This is a genomic window from Solibacillus cecembensis, assembly GCF_050272495.1.
Classification (GTDB): Bacteria; Bacillota; Bacilli; order Bacillales_A; family Planococcaceae; genus Solibacillus; species Solibacillus cecembensis.
In genome coordinates this window covers 1-20,954 of the sequence record NZ_JBNNMF010000038.1, presented here as the reverse complement: position 1 = coordinate 20,954, position 20,954 = coordinate 1, and the positions used below count along the sequence as shown (strand labels likewise).

The window sequence follows — 20,954 nt, the reverse complement described above, 5'->3', positions numbered from 1 at the left end:
TCTTTAGCGCCGATGGTAGTTGGGGGCTTCCCCCTGTGAGAGTAGGACATCGCTTCGCACAGTAAGACCCACTGAGAAATCAGTGGGTTTTTTGTAAACAAAAATACTGTTATTAACAAAATAATTGCAATATATGAAGTGAAAGTAAAAGCTGATGTAGAAATAAAAAAATAATAAGTATATATAAATTAAGGGGAAATCAAATTTTTTTCTTAATGTTAAAAAATGTAGTATGATAGAAAAAATATTACTTTCAAAAAAGTTCAATTTTCCGAATTATTTTACTTTTAAAAGATTCTTGACAGTCGAGGTCCACGTTGATAACCTTACAATAATATTCTTTAATAACAGGAGGAATTTTCAAAAATGTGGGAAACAAAATTTGCTAAAGAAGGCTTAACATTTGATGATGTATTATTAGTGCCAGCACACTCTGAAGTTTTACCGAAAGATGTAAACTTATCTGTCCAATTAACAAAGAAAATTAAGTTAAATATTCCAATGATTTCTGCAGGGATGGATACTGTAACAGAGGCAAAAATGGCGATCGCTATGGCACGTCAAGGCGGTATCGGAATTGTTCATAAAAATATGAGCATTGACGAACAAGCAGAAGAAGTTGAAAAAGTTAAACGTTCTGAAAATGGCGTTATTACAAATCCATTCTTCTTAACGCCAGAACATCAAGTATTTGATGCAGAGCACTTAATGGGCAAATACCGCATTTCAGGTGTTCCTATCGTAAATAATATGGAAGATCAAAAATTAGTGGGTATTATTACAAATCGCGATTTACGTTTTATTTCAGATTACTCTTTGAAAATTGATGATGTGATGACAAAAGAGGACTTAATTACAGCAGCTGTTGGCGCAACATTAGAAGATGCTGAAAAGATCCTTCAACAATATAAAATAGAAAAATTGCCAATTGTAGATGAAGATGGCAGGTTGAAAGGTTTAATTACAATTAAAGATATTGAAAAAGTAATTGAATTCCCAAATGCTGCAAAAGATACGCATGGCCGTTTAGTAGTAGGAGCAGCAGTAGGTGTTTCTAAAGACACTATGTTACGTATTGCGAAGCTTGTAGAAGCACAAGTAGATATTATCGTAATTGACACAGCACATGGTCACTCACAAGGTGTTTTAAACACAATTGCAGATATTCGTGCAGCATACCCAGAATTAGATATTATAGCTGGAAACGTAGCAACTGCAGAAGGTACTCGTGCTTTATTTGAAGCAGGTGCAGACGTTGTTAAGGTAGGTATCGGGCCAGGTTCAATCTGTACGACTCGAGTAGTTGCGGGTGTCGGTGTACCTCAAATTACAGCAGTTTATGATGCAGCATCAATTGCACGTGAACTAGGTAAAACAATCATCGCTGACGGTGGTATTAAATATTCTGGTGATATTGTGAAAGCTCTTGCAGCAGGTGGACATGTCGTAATGCTTGGTTCATTACTTGCAGGTACTTCAGAATCTCCTGGTGAAACGGAAATCTTCCAAGGTCGCCGTTTTAAAGTATACCGCGGTATGGGTTCACTTGGTGCAATGGAAAAGGGTTCTAAAGATCGTTACTTCCAAGAAGATGCGAAAAAATTAGTTCCAGAAGGTATTGAAGGTCGTCTTCCTTACAAAGGACCTTTAGCAGATACAATCCATCAACTATTAGGTGGTATTCGCGCAGGTATGGGCTACTGTGGAGCACCAGACCTTGAGTACTTACGTGAGAAGTCTCAATTCATTAAAATGACAGGTGCAGGCTTACGTGAGTCTCATCCACATGATGTACAAATTACAAAAGAAGCACCAAATTACTCTATCCAATAATTACATGAAACTTTCAAGCGCTACTATCGTCAAAGATATGATGATAGTAGCGTTTTTTTATGAAAAGGAATCCCCAATTGAGTAGGGCATATGATAAAATGACGAAGACAAGAAAATTAATAACTATTTGGAGGTAGCCTTGTGAAGAAAGTAAACAAAAAATCAATGCTAAGTTTTTTATTGATTCCAATGTTGTTGCTTAGCATGTTAGGAATAGCACCTGCTACAACAAATGCGGAGACAAATTTAGGGTTAACCGTGGATGCAGCAATTTTAATTGATGCAGATTCAGGAAAGATTTTATATGAGCAAAATGCAGGAACACCACTTGGGATTGCAAGTATGACGAAGATGATGACAGAGTATCTATTACTGGATGCTATTAAAGAAGGTACAGTAACGTGGGATCAACAATATAACGTAAACGAGTATACATATAAAGTTTCTCAAAATCGGTTATTAAGTAACGTTCCTTTACGTGCAGATGGTACGTATTCAATTAAAGAGTTATATGAAGCAATGGTAATTTATTCGGCTAACGCAGCAACGATTGCAATTGCTGAAACAATTGCTGGTACGGAAAAAGAGTTTTTAAAATTAATGAATAAAAAGGCAGAAGAGTTAGGTTTAGAAAACTATAAATTTGTAAACTCTTCAGGTTTAAATAATTCAGATTTAGTAGGGATGCATCCTGATGGAACTGGTGAAAATGATGAAAACGTCATGCCAGCTCGCTCGGTTGCAAAGCTTGCTTACAATTTATTGAAGAGTCACCCGGAAGTGTTAGAAACTTCTAAGATTGAGAAAAAAGTTTTCCGTGAAGGTACATCAGATGCAACTTTAATGCCAAACTGGAACTTCATGCTACCAGGCCTTGTTTATAAATATGAAGGCGTAGATGGGTTAAAAACGGGGACAACGAACTTTGCAGGACATAACTTTACTGGAACAGCAAAACGTGGGGATACGCGTTTAATTACAGTTGTAATGAAGGCAGTGGATTCAAAAGGTGTCGGTTCTTATAAGGCGCGTTTTGATGCAACAGCAAAATTATTTGATTATGGTTTTGGTCAATTTACAAAACACGAAATTATTCCAGCCAACTACATTTTTGAAAAACAAAAATCATTAGCTGTGACAAAAGGTAAAGAAGATGCAGTTAATATTGCTGTCAAAGAGCCGATTTCGATAATGGTTAATACAAATGAAAAAGACTTGTACGTTCCTAAATTATCTTTAGATGTCGAGGAATTAGAAGCAGGTGTCAAAGCAGGTAAAGTTGTTGGACAAGTTGTAGTGGAGCGTACAGAGGGCACAGATTATGGCTTTATTGATGGTTCAGGCATTACAGCAGATGTCGTGACAACAGAAGGCGTAGAACGTGCAGGAAAAGCATCACTATTCTTCCAAGGAATCGGGAACTTCTTCAGTAACTTATGGAGTGGTGTATTTGGTTTTATTGGTGGGACAATCTAAGAATATAAAAATTAAGACACATAATTCTCTACTCGAGAATTATGTGTTTTTTGTTAGGACAAATTATACAATTTTTATCTATCTCATAAAGTAATGGATGGGGGGAGTGAAAATATGTGTGGAATTGTTGGTTGGATTAATTTTGAACAGGATTTAAGCCATCATACGGAGGATATAAAGAAGATGACTGCTACATTAATTCATCGCGGTCCAGATGCAGGGGCAATTCATTGTAGCGAGCATGCATTGCTTGGACATCGTCGGCTTTCTATTATCGATTTAGGCGGTGGTGGGCAGCCCATGACAAAGCAGGGTCTGACGATTGTATATAACGGAGAGCTTTACAATACAGCAACTGTGCGCGATTTATTACTACAAGAGGGGCATCAATTTTCAACAACCTCAGACACGGAAGTGATTTTAACTGCATTTATAGAATGGCGTGAGCAATGCGTAAATTATTTCAACGGAATTTTCGCCTTTGCTATATGGGATGATGACCAACAAAACTTATTTTTATGCCGCGATCATTTAGGAATAAAGCCGCTTTTTTATAAGCAATTGCCAGATGGAATTTTATTTAGTTCAGAAATTAAAGCGCTTTTAAGCCATCCAAACATAAAGGCTCAAGTAGATTATCGAGGTCTTGCCGCATTATTAAGCTTAGGTCCTTCCCGAACGCCCGGAGATGGTATATTTAAAGATATTTTAGAATTAAAGCCAGGTTATGCGATGACTGTAACAAAGTCACAACTAAAATGTTGGCGTTATTGGGATATTCAAAGTAAAACACATACGCATTCTTTATCCGATACGGTTGAACAGGTGAGATGCCTTGTAACGGAGGCGATTCAACGCCAATTAATGAGTGATGTACCTCTTTGCACAATGCTTTCAGGTGGTCTAGATTCAAGTATTATTACAGCTGTTGCAGCTCAGCAATATGCGCAAACGAATCAAACTTTAAGTACATTCTCTGTCAATTATGAAGGCAATGACCAGCATTTTAAAGGGAATGCGTTTCAAGTATCACAAGATGGCTACTGGATAGAGAAGATGCAACAAGCTTTCCAAACAAAGCACCAAGAAATCATACTTAAACAAGACCAACTAGTGCAATCATTAAAAGATGTTTTATATATGAAGGATATGCCAAGTATGGCCGATATCGATGGGTCACTGTATTTATTTTGTAAGGAAATTGGTCGTGATTTTACCGTTGCTTTATCTGGTGAATGTGCAGATGAGGTATTTGGTGGCTACCCTTGGTTTCATGAGCAAGAGGAACAGCAACACTTCCCGTGGCTCCGTTCAACAAAGGAACGCCAACAATTATTAACACCGCTTTGGCAAGACCGGCTTAAAGTTGCGGAGTATATGCACAATAGTTACGAACAAACTGTAAAAGAAATGCCTCATTTTGTTGGAGATGCTACAGAAGTTAAACGCCAGCAATTATTTTATTTAAATAATATGTATTTCATGCAAACGTTAATAGAGCGTAGTGATCGTATGAGTATGGGAGCGAGTATCGAGGTGCGTGTGCCTTTTGCAGACTATACCGTTATGGAATACGTATGGAATATTCCTTGGGAAATGAAGATGGCTGGAGGAATGGAGAAGGGCATTTTACGACGTGCTTTTGAAGACATCTTACCAAGAGATGTGGTCTATCGTAAAAAGAACCCCTATCCAAAAACGTATCACCCAGCGTATACAATAGGCGTGCAGCAGGAATTACGTACTATTTTAAATCACAAAAAATCTGTGCTCCACGAGTTATTTAATCAAGAAAAACTGCATCAGCTTCTTGAATCAGGAGGGAAATCTTTCACAGTTCCATGGTTCGGACAATTGATGGCAGGGCCTCAATTAATCGCCTATTTAATTCAGTTGCATTATTGGTTTGACCACTATGAAATTGAAATTGTGCCGTTTTAATTCCTTTTTTGAATACCCCAACAAATCATTAATTGTTGAATGTAATCTTCTAATAATGTTAGTGGAATATTGCCAAAGCCTAATAAAAATACACGTTCACGAGACTGATTTGCAGTTAACGTATAGTTTGATAACGGGGCAATGTGTATTCCCTGTTTTAAAGCAATGTCATGAAGCTGTTGTTCAGTTTGGTGATGTGGTACGGAAATGAGTAAATGCGTCCCTGCTGCATCCCCTGAAATATGGACTTCAGGAAACTGGCTAGAAAAAATTTCAATTAACTTATCATGCTTTTTCCGATAAATTTTGCGCATTCGATTTAAGTGCTTTGAAAAATGACCGTCTTTCATAAAGCTTGCTAAAATATGTTGCTCAAACCGAGGGACGGTTGCCGAATAATGCGTAAAATCAGTTTGATAACGCTTCAGCAATTCAGGCGGTAACACAAAAAAGGCTACACGCAGCGATGGCATCAGTGATTTTGTGAATGTACTTAAATAAATGACGCGTTCATTTTGGTCGAGTCCTTGCAGGGCAGGAATTGGTTTTCCGGTATAGCGAAATTCACTATCATAATCATCTTCAATAATGTAACGATCAGGTGCTTGTGCAGCCCATTTCAACAGCTGTGTGCGCCGATTGGCTGACAGAACGGCCCCTGTTGGGAATTGATGTGAAGGGGTCACATAAACTAAATTTGCCGCCGTTTTCTGTAATTCCTCAATAATGAGTCCATCCGTATCAATGGGCACAGGGATAGCGCGCTGCTTTAGCTGATCTCGATGAATTGGTGAGTAACCCGGATTTTCTAGAGCTAACTTTGCATGATCATCAAATAACTTTAAAATCATGGGCAGCAGTTGCTCTGTACCTGAACCAATAACAATTTGTTCAGGGGTGCATTTAATGCCGCGTGATTGATGTAAGTAGTTGGCGATTTCAATTCGTAATGCCAACTCTCCTTGTCGCTCACCGGTTTGTAATAAATGCTTAAAAGGCGTATCGAGTACATCTTTTGCATATTTACGCCAAATCGTAAAAGGGAAGGAATTTTCATCGATTTGAGCAGATGAAAATTCGATTGCGTATGTAAGTCTTTCTTTCGGCGTAGTAAGGATTTCAGCATTCACCCTCGCAATAAACGGAAGCTCATCAATCTCCTCGACAAAATAACCAACACGCGGCTTAGACATAATATAGCCCTCTGCTAGAAGTTGTGCATATGCTAGTTCGACTGTTGTTTGACTTATGTTAAAAAAATCAGCCAGCTCCCGTTTGGATGGTAGACGAACACCGACAGCTAATTGCTGCTTAGAAATGGCATTTTTTATACCAATATAAAGTTGTTCATATAGTGGAATACTATTTTCTTTGTATAATTGAAAATAAAGCATAAAGATTCCTCCCTTTTTGACTGTATTTAAATACTATATTTTTAATAACTGAACAATGTCAGAAAAGTATAGCATAAACCACTTTTGTTCGGATTACTTTAGCAGAAACTTGCCAAAATGCGATGTATATAGTACAGTATGGTTAAATTTATAGTTGAATTCGATGATAGGAAGTAGTAGTGAGTATGTTTTTTCAAAGAGAGTCAGCGGTTGGTGGAAGCTGATAAAAACACTTGTGAATCCGTCCTGGAGATGCGAAGTTGAAGTTTTTTAACTTGGCCGGCTTACCAAAGTCGTTATTTAAGTAAGTGGAATAGACTTGTTCTATTCAATTAGGGTGGCAACGCGGGTAGCTCTCGTCCCTTTCATTAGGGATGGAGGGCTTTTTTGTGTTCAATTCGCTAATACACTAACGTATTGAAGCGTAAAAAATCATCAATTCAATTGACTTAGGAGGAAGAAAATATGTTAGATATTAAACGTGTTCGTGATAATTTTGAAGAAGTGAAAAAAATGCTTCTGACGCGTAATGAAGATTTAGGTAACTTAGATAACTTTGAACCACTAGACAAAAAGCGTCGTGAGTTAATTGCTAAAACAGAGGAATTAAAGGCTGAGCGTAATAAAGTATCAGAGCAAATTTCTGTCATGAAACGTAATAAAGAAGACGCAACTGAAGTAATAACACGTATGCGTCAAGTTGGCGATGAAATTAAAACGCTTGATACGGAGTTAAATGCAATTGAAGAAGAATTTAAAGATATGATGATGCGTTTACCAAACATTCCACATGAATCTGTACCAGTAGGAACGGAAGAGGACGATAATGTAGAAGATTATAAATGGGGGAACGTACCGACATTTGATTTTGAAGCAAAAGCACACTGGGATATCGCAAAAGATTTAGATATCGTGGACTTTGAACGCGGTGCAAAAGTGGCGGGTAGCCGATTCCTATTTTATAAAGGATTAGGTGCGCGTTTAGAGCGTGCGTTAATTAGCTTTATGATGGATTTACATGCAGATCACCACGGCTATACAGAAATGTTGCCACCACAAATCGTTAATCGCGATAGCTTAACAGGAACGGGTCAATTACCGAAATTTGAAGAGGATGTATTCAAACTGGTGCGTGAGGAAGATGAAGTAGACTTTTACTTAATCCCAACAGCAGAAGTACCGGTAACTAACTATTACCGAGATGAAATTTTAACGGTAGACATGTTGCCACAAGCCTTTACAGCGTACAGTGCAAACTTCCGCTCAGAGGCAGGTTCAGCAGGTCGGGATACGCGCGGATTAATCCGTCAGCACCAGTTTAATAAAGTCGAATTAGTACGTTTTGTTAAACCAGAAGAGTCTTATGAGCAGTTAGAATTATTAACAGGTCATGCTGAAAAAGTATTGCAATTATTAGGTTTACCTTACCGCAAATTAAAAATGTGTACAGCAGATTTAGGTTTCGTTGCTGCTAAAAAATACGATTTAGAAGTATGGATTCCAGCGCAAGATATGTACCGTGAAATCTCATCTTGTTCAAACTTTGAAGATTTCCAAGCGCGTCGTGCCAATATTCGCTTCCGTCGTGAGCCGAATGCAAAACCAGAATATGTACACACATTAAACGGTTCAGGTCTAGCAATTGGCCGTACAGTAGCAGCACTTTTAGAAAATTACCAACAAGCAGATGGTTCTGTTATCATTCCAGAAGTATTACGTCCATACATGGGTGGCGTAGAAGTCATTTCAGCAAAATAATGAGAAGGGGGCTCTTTTACAAAGAGTACCCCTTTTTTTGAACAGTAGGAAGGGGAATGAAATGGAAATCCAGTTATTTCAACAAGAAATACCAAAATCTATTTTAGACGGTATTCAACAAGTACATCGAGCAGTTTTTGATGGGGCAATTTTGAAGGGAGAAAAGCTCGAGCAAAAGTTAAATTTATTAGCTGTCATTGCTTTGGAAGAGGGCATTGTTGCAGGGTTCAAATTGGGATATGAGCAGCCAGATGGGGTATTTTATAGTTGGCTTGGTGGGGTTCACCCACAATTTCAACAACGTGGTGTTGCAATGAAATGTATGACAGCACAGCATGAATGGTGCAAGAAGCATGGTTATAGCCGCGTTCGCACATATGGTCGCAATGAAAAGAAAGCAATGCTAATTGTGAATTTAAAAGCAGGCTTTGAAATCATCTCAACATTTACCGATGCAAAGGGCCGTCATAAAATTGTATTTGAAAAGGCATTATAGCTCTTTTCGTTTGAGTAACGGTGCGTATGCTATGCACCAATAGATTAATAGAACGAATGCTAAGCTAGCTAAATAGCCAGATGCGCGGAATGCACTAAAAAGCCATTGTAGCGGTGTACCTGAAACAGGCCGATTTAAAAACATAAAATTCGTCTGAAAGTAGCTATTATATATATATATGGGTGGTACAGTGAGTGCTAAAAATACGACCGCTCTCCATAAATCTTGCCATCGTAAATCAAGTTGCTCCATTACGAGTAATGGGATAATAAAAGCGAGCAGTAATGCGTGAAATAAGAAACTGTGCACATGGAGAAAACTCCCTACTGGATCAGCTGTCCAACCTGGAAAAAGGAGTGCAATGGCAGCACCAGGAAGTGTTAAAGCATACAGTAAAGTTGCAGTCGTCCGACTTCCCAAATAAGCATGCCAACCTGTGATGAAAATGCCGAGCCCACATAAATGCAGTGGCGGACTCCAGTAGGAATAGCTCCCTTGGACAAGTAAAAAGAGTTGCTTAGCGCATTCTAATAAAAGTAATAGCCAAAAAATAAATTTCAAATAAAGTTGTTGATTTACTATATTAGAAAACTTATAAAGATATATTAGAAAAATTAATACAAGTAATATACTAGCAAGCCACATAATATGAGTGGTGTCGAATAATGTAAATCCGTTCATAGAAAGCCTCCTATTGATGGGGGAAGAAGAGTTGTGAATTATCACCATCTAATATTAAGTATGCTTTAGTAGTTATTCTTTTCTTAATCGTTTTTCAGCTTTTTTCCGTTCACGCAATGCGCGGAAAAAGTCAGTTAAAATTTGTCCACATGCGTCTGCTAAAACGCCTTCTGTTACTTCACATTCATGATTAAATCGCGCATCGTTTAACAGTCGGTACAACGAATCAACGCAGCCCGCTTTTAAGTCACGTGCGCCGTACACAACGCGTGGAATTCGTGATTGTAATATAGCGCCAGCACACATTGGGCAAGGCTCCAGTGTGACGTAAAGGGTCGTCTCTTCTAAGCGCCAGCTCCCGATTTTTTTACAAGCTTCCTGAATTGCCATACTTTCTGCGTGCGTTAATGCATTTTGTGATGTTTCTCGTAAATTGTGTGCACGTGCAATAATTTCATCTTGATAGACGATGACTGCACCGATTGGCACTTCTCCTAGCGCAGCTGCTTTCCTTGCTTCTTCTAGTGCTACTTCCATATAATATTGGTCTTTATTGTTTATCATCATGTGTAATTGCTCCTTTTCGTTAATTGTAGCATGGCTTTGAAATGCAGGCTAAAAATTAAAGGAAATAGGATATGTACTTTTACAAATTGAATTCTTTTGTTGTCGCCTATTCACTATGATAGAATGAAAAGCACTGACTATATAGAGAAGGGGGACTTCTAGTGTCTGAGCCATTTATAACAGTAGAAGGTCCGATTGGTGTGGGCAAAACGTCGTTATCAAAAGCAATATCAGAGGCGTTTGGATACCATTTATTAAAAGAGATTGTGGATGAAAATCCGTTTTTAGGGAAGTTTTATGAGGATATAGATGAGTGGAGCTTTCAAACAGAGATGTTTTTCCTATGCAATCGTTACAAGCAACTTTCGGATGTTAATCATATTTTAGAGAAGCAACGTTCAGTCGTAGCGGATTATCATATTTTTAAGAACTTAATTTTTGCGAAACGAACATTAAAGCCGACTGAATATGAAAAGTACGAGGCCATTTATAACATCTTGACGAAAGATATGCCAAGACCGAATATGGTCATTTATTTGCATGCGAGCCTTGATAAAGTGATGGAGCGAATTGCCATGCGCGGTCGTGAATTTGAGAAAAATATTTCACGTGATTATATGGAGCAACTATCAGAGGATTACCATGAATTTATTGGTCGCTTTGAGAAAATGCACCCAGAAATACCTGTTATTCATATCGATGGGGATGCGCTTGATTTTGTGAAAAATGAAGCAGATTTGCAAAATATACTAAAAATTATTGAAAAAAAGTTGCAACAAAGGAGTTTGCGGTAATCATGAATTTACGAGAGAAATACAATATCCCAGCAAATGCAGTTATTACGATTGCAGGAACAGTCGGTGTTGGAAAATCCACGATGACAAACGCGTTAGCAGAAGCGTTACATTTCCGGACATCTTTTGAAAAGGTAGATACGAACCCTTACTTAAATAAATTTTATGAGGATTTTGAGAAATGGAGCTTCCATTTACAAATTTATTTTTTAGCAGAGCGTTTCAAAGAGCAAAAGCGTATTTTCGAATATGGTGGAGGTTTTATTCAAGACCGTTCAATTTATGAAGATACGGGGATTTTTGCAAAAATGCACTATGATAAAGGGACAATGACGCCGACAGATTACGAAACGTATACGAATTTATTTGGCGCGATGGTAATGACCCCTTATTTCCCTCATCCCGATTTACTTGTTTATTTAGAAGGCCCAATGGATGATGTCATTGGACGAATTCAAGAGCGCGGGCGTGAGATGGAACAACAAACACCACATGTATATTGGGAAGAGATGCATAGTCGCTATGAAAATTGGATCAACGACTTCAATGCTTGTCCAGTGCTGCGTATAAATATTAATGATTATGATTTAATGGAAAACCCAGAGCAAGTGGATCATATTGTGGCACGGATTGGTCATATGCTGGCACAAACGAGTCATTTAAGAAAGTAATATAGCTTGAATAAAAGGTATTTTGATCTCACATTCAAAATACCTTTTTGCGTTATTCGAAAAGGTATTCGCTCATTTTAATATAAATACAGCGAGTATAAGTGGAACGGTAATGAGCAGAAAAACAAAGAAACTCCATATAAGCTGCATGCCACTGGACATATTTTTTGGTTTGATACTGAATGATTCATACAATTCATTGATGGCCCGCTGCTCTTTTTCGAATAGCATGGATTGGAACTTATTATAATCTTCAATATAAGAGGCGGGATTATCAAAATGAAAGCGGATGGCGCGTATATCATCGGTTACTTCTTTTTCTTTATGGAAATAAGCAATAGTAGGCGCAATCCCCCCTGTTAATCGGGCGACGACATCAATATCGAAAGTAGTCATTTTATAAATAGGCATGCCAGCGTCATTAATTGACTGTTGAATTAGTGTATTGTTCATACATGAGCCCCCTTTTATATGTAAATAGTATTCCCCAAAAGGAGAATGTTGTAACGGAATTTTCAGAAAAATATTGCAATGAAAAAGAGTTATCTATTATGCTAAGAGGTAATTACAAATTTTGGGGTTTGTAAAAGCATATGAAATGGGGATGGAAATATGACGACAGTAACAATGTTAGAACAACGCTTACTCGCACTACCAACAACGGCAATTTCTGATGCAACAGGGGGACACACAAATGTGGATGCATCGATTAAGCCGTTAGCTGATCACTTTAAAATAGCGGGACGTGTAGTAACAGTGCGCTTGCCAGACGGGGAAAATGGGGCGGTGCTAGAGGCGATTAGTAAGGCGGAAAAAGGGGATATTTTAGTAATTGATGCAAAGGGTAATACGAATCGTGCGGTTGCTGGCGATTTTGTTATGCAGCTTGCACAAGGTGTAGGTGTACAAGGCTTTGTCGTAGATGGTGTAATTCGTGATTTAGCAGCAGCGAGGGCCATTGACTTTCCGATATTTTCATTAGGGACAACAGTTGCAGCGGGCAATAAACATGGTGGCGGTGTAGTAGGGGGAGCGATTTCCTTAGGTGGTGTCGTTGTCCAATCGGGCGACTACCTTATTGGAGATATTGATGGGATTGTCATTATCCCACAAGCAGATATTGAGCAGGTAATCCAAGGGGCAGAGGAAAAGGTTGCAAAGGACGAGGTGCGTGAACAACAAGCATTACATAACGGTGAGCAATCAATTCGTGCATATTTGGCGAAAGTGTTAACTTGATTCAGCAAATTTACATGAAAAACGCACCATTCCAACGTAAAAATTGGAATGATGCGTTTTTCATTTTAGACATCTACGTTTTCGATATTGCTAAGCGATGTCCTTTTACTAAATTATTTTAAATAAGTTGCTTGATATTCAGCAAATTGCTTTTCATCAAAGCGTTTTTCCCATTTCGCCATAACAAGAGCAGCAATTGTATTCCCAATAACGTTTACAACTGTACGTCCCATATCTAAAATACGGTCAATACCTGCGATGAATGCTAAACCTTCAACCGGAATACCAACAGTACCTAATGTGGCTAACAGTACAACGAATGAAACGCCTGGTACACCTGCGATTCCTTTTGACGTTACCATTAACACAAGCATTAATGTAATTTGTTCGATGATTGATAAATCAATACCGTACATTTGTGCAATAAAGAGCGCTGCAATTGCTTGGTAAAGTGTTGAACCATCCAGATTGAATGAGTAACCAGTTGGAATAACAAATGAAACAATATCCTTTGGTGCACCCATTTTTTCTGTTTTTTCCATGAGGCGAGGTAGTACAGTTTCAGATGATGACGTCGTAAATGCTAGTAATAGCTCGTCTTTAATCATACGAATTAATTTAAAGATGTTAATGCCGAAAATTTTCGCCGTTGTCCCTAATACAACGATAACAAAGAAGATCATTGTCCCATAAACTAGGAGAGCTAATTTTCCAAGTGGGACAAGTGAGGATAACCCAAATTTGGAAACGGTAATACCAATTAATGCAAATACGCCAAATGGAGCGAATTTCATTATTAAGTTTGTCACCCAGAACATCGCATCGGCGGTTCCTTGGAAGAATGCAAGAACAGGCTTACCTCGTTCTCCAATCGCGGCAACACCAAGACCGAAGATGACAGAGAAGAAGATAATCGCAAGCATATCGCCTGAAACCATTGCATCGAAAATGTTACTCGGTACAATATCAACTAAAATATGCAATGGACCTTGATCTTCTTGCTGAGCAGATGTTTCTTCATACGCAGAAATATCTGACTTTTCTAATTGGCTCATATCAATACCAACACCTGGTTGGAAGATGTTCGCTGCTAATAAACCAACAATAATAGCTATTGTTGTAATAACTTCAAAATAAATAAGCGTTTTTCCGCCAAGACGACCTAATTGCTTTATGTCACCAGTACCAGCGACACCGACAATTAAAGTCGAAATAATAATCGGTACAACAATCATCTTAATTAAGTTTAAGAAAATGTCACCAATAGGTTGTAAGTATGTTTGTATGTTAGCGTTTCCATAGAATACAGCACCTACAATTATTCCTAAAACTAAACCGATTAAAATTTGCGCGGCTAAGCTAAGTTTAAACTTTTTCAACATATAGTTCCTCCTAATAAAATTAGATTTAGGACTAGCCTAAACCAATTCTATAAGATAAATACAGAATCCGACAAAATCCGACTAATCTGCTTTACTAATTATTTCTGAATATAAAACCTGGATAAACTTTTTTATGTTGACCTTTGCTTTTCGTTGTCCATTATTTTCTATTTGTTGCATTAAGTATCGGATATCCGTTAAGTCAAAATAGCGTGGTGTATAGTATTCGAATTCGGAATTTGTATAATCGACGATGCCGAGATTCGCTAAGTTAATCATGCTTGCCAAAATCGTACGTCGCACACGTTGTTCAATTGCTTTACTTTCTTTTAAAACATCATCAGGTGTATTTTTAGTGAGCATAGCCACTTTTTCGTAAATTTCTTTCAATGGTGGAAGAGGTGCGATTTTGTGCTTATCAATGAGCAATTGTTCAATAATTTGAATGATATCCTCACTTCCAATCTCTCCAACGATCCCCATATCATTTAAAATTGATTGAATATGGTCGCGCGATGTTTTTTTTGTATTTTTAACATCAGGCACTTCAAAGTTCGTAAGAGATTGCCGAATGGCCATAATTGAATTTTTTAAACGATGCTTTTCTTCCGTCCGTTTTAGCACCATTTGTACCTCGACTTTATTTATAGGTTTATGAATGAAAAACTCGATTCCTTTTTCGTAACTTTCTGCTACCATTTCCTTATTGACGACTTGAGAAATCATTATAAAGCTTCCTTCAAATCCATTTTGATGAAGATGATCAATTGTTTCAATCCCGTCCAGATGAGGCATTAATAGGTCAATTAAAACAAATTCTGGCTGCATCATGAGGATTTGTGGGATAGCATCTACGCCGTTATTTGCCTCTCCAATAACCGTACCTAATTCAAATTCATCTATAATAGCAGCTAACATTGCGCGACTAGCGCGATCATCATCAACGATAAAATAGCGCATTGTTAATTTTCCTCCTCACGTAAAAAAATTGTCGGTATTCGTACAGTAAAACGTGTTAATACTTCGCTTGTGACTGTAATAGAACCATGTAAATTTTCAATAATTGTACTCGTATGTGATAGTCCGATACCTGTTGATGCATTGCCTAATGTATTAAATTTTGAAGTATAGCCGACATCGAAAATAACAGGTAAAAGATGTTTGGCTATACCCATTCCTGAATCTTCTACGATAAATTCAGTGATATCAGAATGAATATTCACTGCTAATGTAATGACGCCCTGTTGTTCAATTGCTTCGATTGCATTGGCCATTAAATTATTTAAAATGGCCAATAAGGCAATATGCTCCTTCGTTTTAAAATCATTTGAGCAAAGTGTTTTAAAATGAATATCCTTTTTTAGGAGCTGTGCATAGTTTTGATTTGCTTCTACAATATAACTAAGTAAATCAGATAGTAAAAAGGCATCAGTTAACTTTTTGTTGGTAATTTTTGATAAGCCAGCATAGATCCGTTCCTGATCTTTTTTTACTTCATGGATTTCTTGAGAGATTAATAAAGCTTCTTTCCCTAAATTCGAATCAATTGTTTTTAACTTTTTATAAAGTTGATAGCTATTTGCAGTTAATTGTTCAACGTGCTCCATTGATTTTTTAATATAAAGCGCTTCCACGAATAACCCGGATTGGATAGTCATTAATTGTTGCAGTTGTTTTTTTTGCTCGGAAAGTGTGATGGCACTATATAAACCTACAACAAAAAAGCTTCGTAAAAATCCAACTAATCCAAACAATAAAAGGGAATTCGACGTATTTAACTGTGGTGCATATAGGATAGCTTGTGCAATATGTTCGGATGTATTAGCGATGACCTCAAATGACATGCCACACAAGCCTAAAAGGAACGGGTGCTTTTTAATCTTTTCAAATGGGATAACACGTAAGCATAGCGCAAATACAATATAAAAGAGGCCAGCAGGTATATACTCAATGAATGAAGCAAAAGTAGTATGTTCATTTTGTAGCGAATTAAATCCAGTGCGCCAAGTAATAACTGTAATCGCTGTAATAATTCCTGTTGGCAGGAGTGGTACTGGGCGTATTAACAAAGCGAAAAAGAAAATAATACTGCCAAGTCCGAATCGAAATGGCGCATTGTCAAAAGGCATAATTTTTACTTCACTACCAATGGCAGTTAGTAGTGCAATGGCTAACATAATTAAAATAGTATTCGTTATTTTTGTGAGAGGCTGTGTTGTTTCCAAAAAAAAACCGCCTTTACTACATAGTATTAAGTATTTCATTTTACAAGAAAAGAATGCATATAAACACAAAAACGCACTATATCTTTTAAGATATAGTGCGTTTTTGTGTTTATAAAATAGAAAAAACCGTTACGACTAGTAACGGTGAAATTTAAAATGGAGGAGGTAGAGGGATTCGAACCCCCGCGCGGTGTTACCCGCCTGTCGGTTTTCAAGACCGATCCCTTCAGCCGAACTTGGGTATACCTCCAAATTGGTAATATCATTTTTTCAACATGTATAAAGTTATCATATGAAAAGATATAAGTCAATAATAATTTTTTAAAAATTGTGGAGGCAACTTATTGCATTTTTAGTAGGCGCTTAGTATACTAGGTAGTGCCGTGCTAGATGGGGAGGTAGCGGTGCCCTGTAACTTGCAATCCGCTCTAGCAAGATTGAATTCCTTTCTTAGGCTGTCCGTATTGTTTGGTCTGCCTTTTGCACGCAGTGTTGACGGTTGGGTCCTGCGCAATAAGTACCCATGAACCATGTCAGGTCCGGAAGGAAGCAGCATTAAGTGGTATCACTCATGTGCCGCAGGGTCGCCTAACTTGAGCTAGCGACAGAAGTAACGCTTATGTGCGGCAGTCGAAGAAAGGTGCACGGCATTAAATTGCTAATTCAAACGCATTCATCATTAGAGATGAGTGCGTTTTTTAGTAGAAAATAATAAATAGTAGCCTTTCTATCGAATCAATTAGACGTATTTCAAAATATATTTCAGTTAAGGATATGCTATAATAAAGGTATAAAATTTTAATGATAAAGGAGAGGGAAAGGTTGACATATCAAGCGTTTTATCGTGTTTATCGACCACAATCATTTCGTGAAATGTCAGGTCAAACACATGTGAAAAGAACCCTTCAAAATGCTCTCCTCGGGAATAAAACAACACATGCTTATTTATTTTCTGGACCTCGAGGGACCGGGAAGACGAGTACAGCAAAAATCTTCGCAAAAGCGTTAAATTGCGAAAATGCACCTGCTAGCGAGCCGTGTAATGAATGTGCTACATGTAAAAGCATTACAGAAGGATCACACACGGATGTCATCGAATTTGATGCAGCTTCCAATTCAAGAGTAGAAGAGATGCGCGATATTATCGAGAAGGTTCGTTTTGCACCGGCAGACGCGCGTTTTAAGGTGTATATTATTGATGAAGTGCATATGCTGTCTACGAGTGCGTTTAATGCCTTATTAAAAACATTGGAAGAACCTCCTGAACATGCGGTATTTATTTTGGCAACGACGGAACCACATAAACTCCCTGCAACGATCATTTCCCGTTGTCAGCGATTTGATTTTAAACGATTATCTTCTATAGATATTGTCGAGCGAATGAAAATTGTCCTTGAGGATATCCAAATGGACTATGATGAGCAGGCACTTAAAGTGATTGCCCAAGCAGCAGCTGGTGGTATGCGTGATGCCCTTAGTTTATTAGATCAAGTTGTGTCATTTAGTAATGAGTCCATTCAATTGGAAGATGTATTACTTGTGACAGGTTCGGTTAGCCAAGATGCATTTTATGATATTGCTTGTTTATTAAAAGAAAAAGATGTAGCGCGCGTATTAAGTATTGTTGAAAGTTTAATCGCAGATGGAAAAGAACCGTTACGTTTAGCAGAAGACTTTATTACATTTTTCCGCGATTTATTATTGTTGCAAATGGATGGTACGTTAGAGGAACTGCTAGAGTTTATTTCTATTGAATCGAAGTTTGTAGAACTTGCCCAAAACTTTGAGGCAGACACACTTTACGGGTTTATCGATATTTTGGCGAAAACACAACAGGAAATGCGTTTTTCACATCACACGAAAATTTACTTAGAAACAGCCCTTTTAAAAATGGCCCAACTTAAAGTGGACGCTCCTGTAACAACTGGAGTAGATCCCACGTTAGCAGGGAAATTAAGTTCACTGGAAACACTTGTTGGACAGCTATCACAACAATTGCAAAGCGGAGGAGCGCCTGCGCAACAAGCAAAAGGTCCAACGCCACAGCGTACACGACCGGTGGGCAATCAATATAACCCTCCGAATGGGCGTATTAAGGAAGTCTTGAAGACAGCGAGCAAGACAGATATTCAAAAGATTAAAGCTGCATGGGCGATGTCATTATCGCAAATGCAAAAGTCTCAAGCAGCGCTTTTGGCTGATGCAGAGCCTGTTGCGGCAAATTCGGATGCTTTTGTGTTAAAATTCAAGTATGATATTCATTGTCAAATGGTAGCAGATAATAAAGGGCTTATTTCGTTGTTTACGCAAGGAATTGCGATGGAAACAGGCATTCAATATGAAGTGCTTTGTATACCAGATCAAGCATGGATCAAGTTGCGCGAGAATTATATAAAAGAAAATGGCTTAGACCAAAAGAAACAAGAAGCCAATTCAAATGAGGGACCTCAACAACCACATTTGCATGAAGAACAACCTTTTATGGAAGAAGCGTTACTAGTGGAAGTGCAAGATCCATTAATAGTTGAGGCAGAGCAACGATTTGGAAAAGACTTTGTTGATGTTGTCGAAGAATAATAATGAAGTACAAGGAGGAAATTATTTATGCGTGGTATGGGTAATATGCAAGGTATGATGAAGAAAATGCAGAAAATGCAAAAAGAAATGGTAGAAGCGCAAGATGCTTTAAATGAACAACTATTCGAAGGTACTGCTGGTGGCGGTATGGTCAAGGTTGTTATGAATGGTCAGCGTCAATTAGTAGAAGTTGCGTTAGATGAATCGGTAGTAGATCCAGATGACATCGAAATGTTACAAGACTTAATCGTTGTGGCAACAAATGAAGCGCTTAAAAAAGTAGAAGATACAACATCATCAACAATGGGCAAATTCACTCAAGGAATGAACCTTCCTTTCTAATTGAATCGTTCGTTTTTGTAGAAGCACATCTCAGTCAATTTGAGGTGTGCCTTTTTAAAGGGGGAAAAATCAATGCATTATCCAGAGCCAATATCAAAGTTAATTGATAGTTTTATGAAATTACCTGGAATTGGACCGAAGACAGCAGCGCGCTTAGCATTCCATGTTTTAACGATGAAGGAAGATACCGTTTTATCTTTTGCTAAAGCATTAGTTGATGCGAAACGAAACTTAATGTATTGCGCACAATGTGGACATATAACAGATATTGACCCATGTCATATTTGTTCGGATAAGCAACGAGATGTATCTACAATATGTGTTGTTCAAGATCCAAAAGATGTTATTGCAATAGAAAAGATGCGTGATTATCAAGGATTGTATCATGTTTTACATGGAGCAATTTCCCCGATGGACGGTGTAGGACCTGAGGATATTAATGTTGCTTCGTTACTGACACGTTTACATGATGAAAGAGTGCAAGAATTAATATTAGCAACGAACCCTACAATTGAAGGGGAAGCGACTGCAATGTATATTTCGCGCCTTGTTAAGCCATCTGGCATTCGCACAACTCGTATTGCTCATGGTTTACCAGTAGGTGGAGACTTAGAATATGCAGACGAAGTAACTTTATCTAAAGCATTAGAAGGGCGTCGCGAGCTATAAAAGTGAGGGAACAGTCATGCTATTTTCGCGCAAAGGGAAATTAAAGAAAGAGTTTGATGAAAAACTAGTTTCTTCTATTAAAGGAACAAAAGAAGATTTGCATAACGCAAAGGTTTTTGAAGAATTGATGGATGACTATAATCTAGATATTATCGCTGAACGCAAAAAAGCGGAAAGCATTCATTATTATTTATATAAAGAAGCACGCATTCGACGCGTTTTAATTAAATGATAAAACAATAGATATGATAGGAAATATTGTTTGTGTAGAAATAAGAGGGACAACAGCAGCATATGTTACCATTAAAGTTCTTTAAAGGATGGTGCGATGCGTTACATTATTGTAGCTTTAGGCTGTTTGTTGCTCTTGTTTTTATTTTTAGTAAGAAAGAATAAACGATTTGGCGCGCTGTTTGAATATTTTGCGATGTTTTGGTTTAAGCTTGCGGTAGTAATTGTTCTTCTATTTGTAGGGAATATGATATTAAGTCGATATGGTTTTTATCTACCGATTAATACCTTTTCGGTTGTAACGATTACACTTTTGGGTATTCCAGGGCTACTTTGTATAGGGTTATTAATATTGATTATATAAATTTGTAGAAAAGGCTTGCGCAATTAAAGTTATCGTGGTATATTATTTTAAGTCGCAAGGACAACAATAAATATCAAAAAACATCTGTTGACAACAAGTTAATAAGGTGGTAAGATATAAAGGTTGCTGTTCGAGAGACAGTAAAAAACAACTTAAAAAAGTTGTTGACATAATACGAATTATTATGTTAAGATAAATAAAGTCGTAACTTTAAAAGAGACGACAACATGAACCTTGAAAACTGAACAAGCAAACGTTAATGATTTAAACGTTTAAGTGATGAACTTAAACAAATTATAGATATCAACTTTATG

Annotated in this window: 20 protein-coding genes, 1 tRNA gene, 1 other RNA gene and 1 other annotated feature; of the genes, 14 read left to right on the top strand and 8 right to left on the bottom strand. The window is 37.6% G+C overall.

Annotated elements, in window-relative coordinates; translation table 11 throughout:
- Positions 1 to 366: 366 nt before the first annotated feature.
- The 3 genes from guaB to asnB all read left to right on the top strand — a co-directional run bounded on the left by guaB (position 367) and on the right by asnB (position 5,250).
- Positions 367 to 1,833 (top strand): IMP dehydrogenase, encoded by a 1,467-nt coding sequence (gene guaB / locus ACQKIH_RS21170; RefSeq protein ID WP_057990088.1) that lies wholly within the window; start codon positions 367 to 369, stop codon positions 1,831 to 1,833.
- A 141-nt stretch (positions 1,834 to 1,974) separates the two neighbouring features.
- On the top strand, positions 1,975 to 3,309 hold the full coding sequence (locus ACQKIH_RS21165) for a D-alanyl-D-alanine carboxypeptidase family protein (protein WP_427768721.1): 1,335 nt from the start codon (positions 1,975 to 1,977) through the stop codon (positions 3,307 to 3,309).
- Between the two features lie 114 nt (positions 3,310 to 3,423).
- The gene (asnB, locus tag ACQKIH_RS21160; protein ID WP_427768719.1) at positions 3,424 to 5,250 is read left to right on the top strand and encodes an asparagine synthase (glutamine-hydrolyzing); all 1,827 of its coding nucleotides are present in this window, start codon (positions 3,424 to 3,426) and stop codon (positions 5,248 to 5,250) included.
- Here the strand turns inward: asnB and pdxR are convergent.
- Entirely contained in the window at positions 5,247 to 6,644 is a 1,398-nt protein-coding gene (pdxR, locus tag ACQKIH_RS21155) for a MocR-like pyridoxine biosynthesis transcription factor PdxR (protein WP_427768717.1), read from the bottom strand. The genes asnB and pdxR overlap by 4 nt on opposite strands.
- A gap of 154 nt (positions 6,645 to 6,798) precedes the next feature.
- Positions 6,799 to 7,011, top strand: a binding site (T-box leader).
- A gap of 98 nt (positions 7,012 to 7,109) precedes the next feature.
- Between pdxR and serS the strand changes: the two genes are divergently transcribed.
- On the top strand, positions 7,110 to 8,402 hold the full coding sequence (serS, locus tag ACQKIH_RS21150) for a serine--tRNA ligase (RefSeq protein ID WP_057990084.1): 1,293 nt from the start codon (positions 7,110 to 7,112) through the stop codon (positions 8,400 to 8,402).
- A 61-nt stretch (positions 8,403 to 8,463) separates the two neighbouring features.
- Positions 8,464 to 8,898 carry a GNAT family N-acetyltransferase gene (locus ACQKIH_RS21145; RefSeq protein WP_427768715.1) on the top strand — a complete coding sequence of 145 codons (435 nt, stop codon included), beginning with the start codon at positions 8,464 to 8,466 and terminating at the stop codon, positions 8,896 to 8,898.
- Here the strand turns inward: ACQKIH_RS21145 and ACQKIH_RS21140 are convergent.
- The gene (locus ACQKIH_RS21140; protein ID WP_427768713.1) at positions 8,893 to 9,579 is read right to left on the bottom strand and encodes a YwaF family protein; all 687 of its coding nucleotides are present in this window, start codon (positions 9,577 to 9,579) and stop codon (positions 8,893 to 8,895) included. The two genes, ACQKIH_RS21145 and ACQKIH_RS21140, sit on opposite strands and share 6 nt — an antisense overlap.
- Positions 9,580 to 9,651: 72 nt before the next feature.
- Complete coding sequence (gene tadA, locus ACQKIH_RS21135; protein ID WP_057990089.1) at positions 9,652 to 10,143, bottom strand: tRNA adenosine(34) deaminase TadA; 492 nt, start codon at positions 10,141 to 10,143, stop codon at positions 9,652 to 9,654.
- A 164-nt stretch (positions 10,144 to 10,307) separates the two neighbouring features.
- Between tadA and ACQKIH_RS21130 the strand changes: the two genes are divergently transcribed.
- Positions 10,308 to 10,940: a deoxynucleoside kinase gene (locus ACQKIH_RS21130; protein WP_427768711.1), complete on the top strand. Its 633-nt coding sequence runs from the start codon at positions 10,308 to 10,310 to the stop codon at positions 10,938 to 10,940.
- A gap of 2 nt (positions 10,941 to 10,942) precedes the next feature.
- Positions 10,943 to 11,611: a deoxynucleoside kinase gene (locus tag ACQKIH_RS21125; protein ID WP_427768709.1), complete on the top strand. Its 669-nt coding sequence runs from the start codon at positions 10,943 to 10,945 to the stop codon at positions 11,609 to 11,611.
- 72 nt (positions 11,612 to 11,683) lie between these two features.
- Here the strand turns inward: ACQKIH_RS21125 and ACQKIH_RS21120 are convergent, their stop codons facing one another.
- On the bottom strand, positions 11,684 to 12,064 hold the full coding sequence (locus ACQKIH_RS21120) for a sodium:proton antiporter (protein WP_427768706.1): 381 nt from the start codon (positions 12,062 to 12,064) through the stop codon (positions 11,684 to 11,686).
- A gap of 159 nt (positions 12,065 to 12,223) precedes the next feature.
- Between ACQKIH_RS21120 and ACQKIH_RS21115 the strand changes: the two genes are divergently transcribed.
- Positions 12,224 to 12,850, top strand: a complete 627-nt coding sequence (locus ACQKIH_RS21115; protein WP_057990078.1) for an RraA family protein — start codon at positions 12,224 to 12,226, stop codon at positions 12,848 to 12,850.
- A 113-nt stretch (positions 12,851 to 12,963) separates the two neighbouring features.
- Here ACQKIH_RS21115 and ACQKIH_RS21110 read toward each other — a convergent pair whose 3' ends face one another.
- The 4 genes from ACQKIH_RS21110 to ACQKIH_RS21095 all read right to left on the bottom strand — a co-directional run bounded on the left by ACQKIH_RS21110 (position 12,964) and on the right by ACQKIH_RS21095 (position 16,707).
- Positions 12,964 to 14,232 carry a cation:dicarboxylate symporter family transporter gene (locus tag ACQKIH_RS21110; RefSeq protein ID WP_057990077.1) on the bottom strand — a complete coding sequence of 423 codons (1,269 nt, stop codon included), beginning with the start codon at positions 14,230 to 14,232 and terminating at the stop codon, positions 12,964 to 12,966.
- A gap of 81 nt (positions 14,233 to 14,313) precedes the next feature.
- Complete coding sequence (locus ACQKIH_RS21105) at positions 14,314 to 15,192, bottom strand: response regulator (RefSeq protein ID WP_057990076.1); 879 nt, start codon at positions 15,190 to 15,192, stop codon at positions 14,314 to 14,316.
- A 2-nt stretch (positions 15,193 to 15,194) separates the two neighbouring features.
- On the bottom strand, positions 15,195 to 16,457 hold the full coding sequence (locus tag ACQKIH_RS21100; protein ID WP_427768704.1) for an ATP-binding protein: 1,263 nt from the start codon (positions 16,455 to 16,457) through the stop codon (positions 15,195 to 15,197).
- 157 nt (positions 16,458 to 16,614) lie between these two features.
- Positions 16,615 to 16,707, bottom strand: a tRNA-Ser gene (locus tag ACQKIH_RS21095).
- A 131-nt stretch (positions 16,708 to 16,838) separates the two neighbouring features.
- On the opposite strand from ACQKIH_RS21095, the gene ffs reads away from it, so the two are divergent.
- From ffs to ACQKIH_RS21065, 6 genes are all read left to right on the top strand, one after another.
- Positions 16,839 to 17,105, top strand: an RNA gene (gene ffs, locus ACQKIH_RS21090) — signal recognition particle sRNA large type.
- 174 nt (positions 17,106 to 17,279) lie between these two features.
- Positions 17,280 to 19,034 (top strand): DNA polymerase III subunit gamma/tau, encoded by a 1,755-nt coding sequence (gene dnaX / locus ACQKIH_RS21085; RefSeq protein ID WP_427768702.1) that lies wholly within the window; start codon positions 17,280 to 17,282, stop codon positions 19,032 to 19,034.
- 27 nt (positions 19,035 to 19,061) lie between these two features.
- On the top strand, positions 19,062 to 19,376 hold the full coding sequence (locus ACQKIH_RS21080; protein ID WP_427768699.1) for a YbaB/EbfC family nucleoid-associated protein: 315 nt from the start codon (positions 19,062 to 19,064) through the stop codon (positions 19,374 to 19,376).
- A 72-nt stretch (positions 19,377 to 19,448) separates the two neighbouring features.
- Positions 19,449 to 20,045, top strand: a complete 597-nt coding sequence (gene recR / locus ACQKIH_RS21075) for a recombination mediator RecR (protein ID WP_057990072.1) — start codon at positions 19,449 to 19,451, stop codon at positions 20,043 to 20,045.
- Between the two features lie 16 nt (positions 20,046 to 20,061).
- The gene (locus ACQKIH_RS21070; protein WP_057990071.1) at positions 20,062 to 20,277 is read left to right on the top strand and encodes a YaaL family protein; all 216 of its coding nucleotides are present in this window, start codon (positions 20,062 to 20,064) and stop codon (positions 20,275 to 20,277) included.
- Between the two features lie 96 nt (positions 20,278 to 20,373).
- Positions 20,374 to 20,640 (top strand): pro-sigmaK processing inhibitor BofA family protein, encoded by a 267-nt coding sequence (locus ACQKIH_RS21065; protein WP_057990070.1) that lies wholly within the window; start codon positions 20,374 to 20,376, stop codon positions 20,638 to 20,640.
- Positions 20,641 to 20,954: the final 314 nt, after the last annotated feature.

Coding starts and splice junctions, on each gene's coding strand:
- guaB (WP_057990088.1), top strand. CDS start 367: ATGTGGGAAACAAAATTTGCTAAAGAAGGCTTAACATTTGATGATGTA.
- asnB (WP_427768719.1), top strand. CDS start 3,424: ATGTGTGGAATTGTTGGTTGGATTAATTTTGAACAGGATTTAAGCCAT.
- pdxR (WP_427768717.1), bottom strand. CDS start 6,644: ATGCTTTATTTTCAATTATACAAAGAAAATAGTATTCCACTATATGAA.
- serS (WP_057990084.1), top strand. CDS start 7,110: ATGTTAGATATTAAACGTGTTCGTGATAATTTTGAAGAAGTGAAAAAA.
- ACQKIH_RS21145 (WP_427768715.1), top strand. CDS start 8,464: ATGGAAATCCAGTTATTTCAACAAGAAATACCAAAATCTATTTTAGAC.
- ACQKIH_RS21140 (WP_427768713.1), bottom strand. CDS start 9,579: ATGAACGGATTTACATTATTCGACACCACTCATATTATGTGGCTTGCT.
- tadA (WP_057990089.1), bottom strand. CDS start 10,143: ATGATAAACAATAAAGACCAATATTATATGGAAGTAGCACTAGAAGAA.
- ACQKIH_RS21125 (WP_427768709.1), top strand. CDS start 10,943: ATGAATTTACGAGAGAAATACAATATCCCAGCAAATGCAGTTATTACG.
- ACQKIH_RS21120 (WP_427768706.1), bottom strand. CDS start 12,064: ATGAACAATACACTAATTCAACAGTCAATTAATGACGCTGGCATGCCT.
- ACQKIH_RS21115 (WP_057990078.1), top strand. CDS start 12,224: ATGACGACAGTAACAATGTTAGAACAACGCTTACTCGCACTACCAACA.
- ACQKIH_RS21110 (WP_057990077.1), bottom strand. CDS start 14,232: ATGTTGAAAAAGTTTAAACTTAGCTTAGCCGCGCAAATTTTAATCGGT.
- ACQKIH_RS21105 (WP_057990076.1), bottom strand. CDS start 15,192: ATGCGCTATTTTATCGTTGATGATGATCGCGCTAGTCGCGCAATGTTA.
- ACQKIH_RS21080 (WP_427768699.1), top strand. CDS start 19,062: ATGCGTGGTATGGGTAATATGCAAGGTATGATGAAGAAAATGCAGAAA.
- recR (WP_057990072.1), top strand. CDS start 19,449: ATGCATTATCCAGAGCCAATATCAAAGTTAATTGATAGTTTTATGAAA.
- ACQKIH_RS21070 (WP_057990071.1), top strand. CDS start 20,062: ATGCTATTTTCGCGCAAAGGGAAATTAAAGAAAGAGTTTGATGAAAAA.
- ACQKIH_RS21065 (WP_057990070.1), top strand. CDS start 20,374: ATGCGTTACATTATTGTAGCTTTAGGCTGTTTGTTGCTCTTGTTTTTA.